Genomic DNA, 6,769 nt, shown 5'->3' on the forward strand with positions numbered 1-6,769 from the left:
ATCCCCTATTTTTATTCGTTATGTAACGAGTAATCTTTTTCAACACTATTTTCTTCAATAAAAAGCTTAATTTGCTCAAATGTTAATAGTGTTTTTGATTTCTCTACATCTTGTGTTGGGTCTTCTAAATTATTAATATGCAGTCTATATTTAATAACCCCTTTACTATCTGTCTCTTCTTTAATATCTGTTACAATATATTTTATAATCTCTTTATTTCCAAAAGAATCATTTTTAGTAATAAATATTATCTTATTTATAAACTGTTCAATTAAATTGACAGGCTCTTTTTTGATAACTTTACCAACTTTATCTCTATTTTTATATAGATATTTCCAAATTTCTAAGCTCTCTTCTTTTGATATGATTTTTTTAGCTGTTGTATCATATAGGTAACTACTCTCTTCATCAACTTTTATAATAACTTCTTCATCAAAACCTGGCATATAATTACCAAGATCTTTTCCTCTATATTTTTCTATAACTTTTGTTTTAAATGATTTAAAATCATTTACTGCAGTTAATCTTCCAATTTCATCTAATTGTATTTCACTCGTTTTTTTCTTAGCAAAATCATCTGGTAGTAATTTCTTAAGCTGTTGCTCTAACTTTTCTTTACTTTCACTTACAATATTTGTACGATTATTAGAGTACTGTTCTTTTAAAACTATTAATAAATTATCTATATTAATATCTTCGATAGTATAATATTTACCTAAATAATTGCACTCTTTTCCATATAAATGAGAATATGCCATATTTTCACTAATAGCACCTTCAAGTATAGCATCGCTTTTAATTCTAGTTACATGAAAAATAATATATTCAACTTTAGGTCCTATTTTTTCTTCACTATATTTTAAATATAAAGTGTTTGAGCTAGAATTAATTTCATCAATTATAACTTCAATCACATCTTTTTTAAAGTTTGTGTATCTTATATATTTATTTTTTAAATCTAAAATATCTTTTATAGTATCAACTTTTAATTTAACAACATTTAAAGAATTTGATTTAAAATATTCATATAATTTTAAAGTATGTTTATATTTAAAATTAACAATATCGATTAAATCGTACATAAAAAAATTCTTTTTAAGATTTATTAAATATTCACCCATATCATCATTAAAATTAATTAATATCTTTTTTGAATACTTATCAAATCTAAAATCATTTCTTATAAGCCCTACTTCTCTAAAGCTATCATTCTCTTCAAATGTAATATATATATTGGCTAATCTTTTTAAAGACTTTTTTGTTTCACTATATAAATGCTTTTCATTTATATTTAAATGTCTTATCTCATCTGTTGTAATCTCATAAAAATCTTGAAATAAAGAATCTTTACTATCTACTTTTGAAATAATTAATTTAAAGATTTTCAAATCATTAACAGTAAATGGAGACACATCACCTTTAATAAATTTATTAAGTTGTACAACTTTTCTATTTTTAAAAAGTCTTTTTTGTTCCTCTGCAATCAATTGCTGCTTAGTCATCAAACTATCTTTTTTCATCTTTTCTCTTCTTAAATAAAAGTTCTTGTATATTATCATATATTACTTAAATTTCTCAAAAGTTATGCTATTGGCTTTAAAATTTCTCATAAAGCTAGTTTTTAACATGTTTGTTCTCATTTCTTATGTCTATTCATACCTTTGACATATAAATTGAGAAAAACTATTCATTATCTCTATATTACTGCTATTTTGTCTAAAAATTCTCTTTTTATATGTTATATCTATAATTTACTTGTTGTTATTTTCAATTACTTACCGCAAAGTAGGGCATTTGCATATTCTATTCATATCTTTATAACTTCTATACCTTTGATTATATAGGATATTTAACTATAAAGTTCTCATTTCTTATGTCTATTCATACCTTTGACATATAAATTGAGAAAAACTATTCATTATCTCTATATTACTGCTATTTTGTCTAAAAATTCTCTTTTTATATGTTATATCTATAATTTACTTGTTGTTATTTTCAATTACTTACCGCAAAGTAGGGCATTTGCATATTCTATTCATATCTTTATAACTTCTATACCTTTGATTATATAGGATATTTAACTATAAAGTTCTCATTTCTTATGTCTATTCATACCTTTGACATATAAATTGAGAAAAACTATTCATTATCTCTATATTACTGCTATTTTGTCTAAAAATTCTCTTTTTATATGTTATATCTATAATTTACTTGTTGTTATTTTCAATTACTTACCGCAAAGTAGGGCATTTGCATATTCTATTCATATCTTTATAACTTCTATACCTTTGATTATATAGGATATTTAACTATAAAGTTCTCATTTCTTATGTCTATTCATACCTTTGACATATAAATTGAGAAAAACTATTCATTATCTCTATATTACTGCTATTTTGTCTAAAAATTCTCTTTTTATATGTTATATCTATAATTTACTTGTTGTTATTTTCAATTACTTACCGCAAAGTAGGGCATTTGCATATTCTATTCATATCTTTATAACTTCTATACCTTTGATTATATAGGATATTTAACTATAAAGTTCTCATTTCTTATGTCTATTCATACCTTTGACATATAAATTGAGAAAAACTATTCATTATCTCTATATTACTGCTATTTTGTCTAAAAATTCTCTTTTTATATGTTATATCTCCATCAATAATATATGGCTATTTCAAAGATATAAAGTAAGATAAATTAAATAAATAAAAAAGTAGTTATATTTCTCATTATATATGTTATATCATATACTTTGAGATTCAATATTTCTCTATTTTTAAGTCATAACATCTCAAATGAGGTGTTATATTTCTCATTTCATATGCAGCTAATGCTATTCAAACGGCTATTTCTTCGTGCTTTACGGAGTTCTTATAAACTTTAATAAAAATACTTATAAAAAGAAATAAACTCTCTTAAAGAAAAGAGAGTTTATTCTTTAATTTTAGAGTTTATTTCAAGATATAATTTTTCAATATCTTTTAATTTACTATCAATAAAAAATTTATCTTCATTTGATAATCCTGAATAAACTTTTTTAGATAATTTCTTTGAATAAAAACTTACCTTATCAAATATATTTTTATTTAAAGGCTCATCTTTAGTAATAGATTTTTTTAAATTATCTATATAAACTTTTAATTCATTTACAGATAATTTTTTATTTTTGAGTACTTCTAAAATTTTTGTTATTTCAGCTTGAGTTTTTAATTTAGATTTTATAACTTTTGCTTGGCTATAAGTTATTTGTTCATCAATTAATGCTTGTTTAATCAACGGATCAAGTTTTAAAACAGATAATCTATCAACAAATGTAATAATATCAAATCGCCCTATTTTTTCAAAAACATTACTTACATTTTTATGTAAAACTTTTTCTTCTTCATTTAAACTACTTTTCCCAGCTTGGAAATTTTTTACTTTATTTAAAAAACTTTTTACACTTTCAATATCACTAAAATTACAGGCTAATTGAATATGTTCCAGAATAGATATAGTTTCATCATATGTATTTAAATCCTCTCTATTTAAGTTTTCACTAGATCTCATGAATCTAGCCAATTCATCACTTACATTTTCTAAAATTATTGCTGGTACTTTAGTTGAACCATTTAATTTTAAAGCTCTAATTCTGTTTTCACCATGAATTCTTTCTAATTTTTCATTTTTTTTTCTTAACATAACAGGATTAAGTAATCCAGTGCCAAGTATTCCAGCACTATCACTTGCTAGTTTTGAAATATTTTCTGCTAATTCAAGTAATTTTGATTTTGAATAAGATATTCTATTGTGCATTAATATATCATTGTCTAATTTTAATTCAGAAATTGAATCAATATCAACTAATATAATATTTGTATTATTTTTTAATAATATATCTTGTTCAGCTTTTAATTCATCAATTGTATTATTAATTGAAGTCATTCTTTGAGGTTTAACTTTTGCCATATTTAATCCTTAATTTAATTCATCTGCAATATTATCAATCATTAAAATTAAATCTTGATTTTGAGATCTTTGGAAATCCATAATATAGGGAACTAAAAAGTATTTTAAGCTAGGAGCTTCTTGAACACATGATTTTTGTGGAAAAGGATTCATAACTTTACAATTTAAATTTCTTAAATTTTGTGTTTCATGAAGTAGGGTAGGGATTCTTTTTATTTCAGCAAGAGTCTCTTTTGCATCTGTAATTCTTTTATCAAACATATTTGGTACTAAAACAATTTTTTCTAAATTTTCTAAATTTTCTGTAATGAATATTTTATCTAATGTTCTAAAAAAACCAACCATTCCGTCTGTATCAACGTTTTTAGTTGGAATTGGTATTAAAATTGATTTTGCACATTTTAAAATAGAAGTTGTAATTATTCCAAAAGAGGGTGGGGCGTCTATAATGATTTTATCATATTGCGATTTTAAGCTTTCAATAAAGTTTGATAAAATATTAATTTTTTCATCTCTTTTAAATTCATCAGATTCTGTTAAATTTAATAACTGAAAATTAGAAGGGAAAAAATCAATTTCTAAACTATCTTCAAGATAGTGAGGTTGTAACATTTTTCCTTTATTAGGATTATCTAAATATTTTGTAGTTTTAATAGTAATTGGAGTAACTTTTTCATTTCTAAATATATTTGTAATATTACTTACGTCATATTTTAGAACACCATTCTCTTCAGTATATGTAAATGCACCATAAGAATAACCAAAAAATGCACCAGAGAGTGTTGATTGTGGATCAAGATCAATTAATGCAGTTTTAAAACCTTTATTAGCATATGAGTATGCTATTGCTTGAGAAAAAGTTGATTTCCCAACACCACCTTTTTGGACTGTAACACCAATAACATCACCTAGTTTTTTTGTCATTTTAATCCTTTATTCGTTATGTAACGAGTAATATTTAATTTATTGTATCTAAATTATAAATATATTTCAAGTAATACTTGACATATTTTAAATATTATTAAAATTTATTCGTTATGTAACGAGTAAATTATTTTTTTACAATTTTTTGCTTGATTTATAACTATATTTTAATATAAATATTCTAATTAAAATTTATTTTAGTCTATGTTGTAGATAATGATATATAAAGAATTAAAAAATTAATAAAATTTCAGCTAGTTTTATAATTATTAATACCAAAAAAGCAAATTAGCTTTTAAAAGACTTTATTAAGATAAAAAGAAATGATCTATCTTTAGTTTATCAAATTAAGAATCAGTTTTGGCGATATCTAAAGGTAGAAGAAATAGTCATTAATATATATGATAAAGAAATCATCATATATGTTAATTGATAACTAATGGTTTTTTAAACTTATAAATAAATTTATTCCACAATCTAAAAAATCCAGGATTTAATTTTAAATATGATGAATTTATTATATGTAAATATTTTATAAAATCTTCAGAATCAGCAAAATAGTTAGGATAAGCTTCTTTCACACCACCAATTGCATTAGTTGATACAAGAGCAACTATACTATGGTTTTCAAATGCCTTTTTTTCTTGAATCAAGTAGTCATTATTTGCTTCAACTACTTCGTTTTCATTATAGTAAATAGAGTTAATTCCAAATGTGTTTCCTTCAATTATTTCAACAATAATTAAAATATATCCGTTTGAAGTATTATTTTTTAACTGTTCACTTGTTACTTGCAAAGAGCTAGCAAAAAGAGAGAATTTTTTTGTAATGTCTAATTTATTACAAGAGTCAAAAACTTTAAATGCACTATAAGTTAGAGATTTTTTCTTTGATTTTCTAAATTCTTCAAGAAAGCCCTTAAAAATTAATCTAGTATCTGAGGAGTTCAAGTATATACTGTTTTCTAAAAGTGAAAATTGATGACTTGTATATTTAAAAAAATCTTTCCAAATAGTTTTTCCTGAATTTGATTTAAGAGATTGATTTGTAAACAAATCAACAATTTCAACTGCTGTAGCCCAAGAGTGTTGAACTTTTGTTCTAATTTGTAGTTCAATACTTCTTAATTCACCTTCAGAGTTTTTAAACTTACCTATAAGGTGGATACTTTTATAGCCATCTTCTTTAGGATTTCTTATATAATCATTTCTTAATTCAAACAATCTTTCTTTCTTTAAAGTTTTAATTAATCTATCTACATTTTTTAAATTAGATAGAATGATTCTACATCCACCTATATCTTGCATTGTTGATAATTGCATACCTTTTGAATTAAATCTTTTTAATTTATTTACAATTGAAGGGGTTCTTTTTAATCTTTTAGCAAGAAGAGCATATTTATCTATTTTATTAGTTATATTTTCAAGTAAGTCAAAAGCGGATTCTAAAGCACTAGCGTGACTTGTACGCCAATACGATAAAATTTCCAAAGCTTCAATATTTTCATTATCTGGACCAATAAGAGTTTTACCAGCATTTTTAATTTGATTAGTTGAGTATTTTTTTATAATTCATTCCTTTATTTAATTTATTATGTTTTATGTGTGTGCAACGATATCAAAATTTGAATAAAGCTTGAATTATTTTAATTAAAGGCTATCCTAATTTCAGATAATTTTTTGATGAACTATTTTTTTATTTTAACATCATATATTCTTTCTTTTCTCCCAAATTTTTGTAAAGTAAGAATCTTTATTGGTAAAAAATTATTTAATAAAAAAATTAATAATTGGAAATCCCCAATAATATAAATTAAATAAACATTGAAATGTGACAAGAATGTGACATAATTTATATATAATAAAATAAATTTATTAAATAAGACAATATA

Annotated in this window: 4 protein-coding genes; all 4 read right to left on the minus strand. The window is 22.9% G+C overall.

Annotated elements, in window-relative coordinates; translation table 11 throughout:
• Positions 1–11: 11 nt before the first annotated feature.
• Positions 12–1,520 (minus strand): replication initiation protein, encoded by a 1,509-nt coding sequence (locus tag ACRYA_RS10665; RefSeq protein ID WP_170144487.1) that lies wholly within the window; start codon positions 1,518–1,520, stop codon positions 12–14.
• A gap of 1,417 nt (positions 1,521–2,937) precedes the next feature.
• Positions 2,938–3,954, minus strand: a complete 1,017-nt coding sequence (locus ACRYA_RS10670; RefSeq protein WP_121443324.1) for a ParB/RepB/Spo0J family partition protein — start codon at positions 3,952–3,954, stop codon at positions 2,938–2,940.
• A 9-nt stretch (positions 3,955–3,963) separates the two neighbouring features.
• Positions 3,964–4,878 (minus strand): ParA family protein, encoded by a 915-nt coding sequence (locus ACRYA_RS10675; protein WP_066152783.1) that lies wholly within the window; start codon positions 4,876–4,878, stop codon positions 3,964–3,966.
• 425 nt (positions 4,879–5,303) lie between these two features.
• Positions 5,304–6,368, minus strand: a complete 1,065-nt coding sequence (locus tag ACRYA_RS10680) for a RelA/SpoT domain-containing protein (protein ID WP_066152780.1) — start codon at positions 6,366–6,368, stop codon at positions 5,304–5,306.
• Positions 6,369–6,769: the final 401 nt, after the last annotated feature.

The organism is Aliarcobacter cryaerophilus ATCC 43158, assembly GCF_003660105.1.
Taxonomy (GTDB): domain Bacteria; phylum Campylobacterota; class Campylobacteria; order Campylobacterales; family Arcobacteraceae; genus Aliarcobacter; species Aliarcobacter cryaerophilus.

Excerpts from the sequence above, each read along its gene's own strand:
- ACRYA_RS10675 (WP_066152783.1), bottom strand. The coding sequence starts at position 4,878 with ATGACAAAAAAACTAGGTGATGTTATTGGTGTTACAGTCCAAAAAGGT.
- ACRYA_RS10670 (WP_121443324.1), bottom strand. The coding sequence starts at position 3,954 with ATGGCAAAAGTTAAACCTCAAAGAATGACTTCAATTAATAATACAATT.
- ACRYA_RS10665 (WP_170144487.1), bottom strand. The coding sequence starts at position 1,520 with ATGAAAAAAGATAGTTTGATGACTAAGCAGCAATTGATTGCAGAGGAA.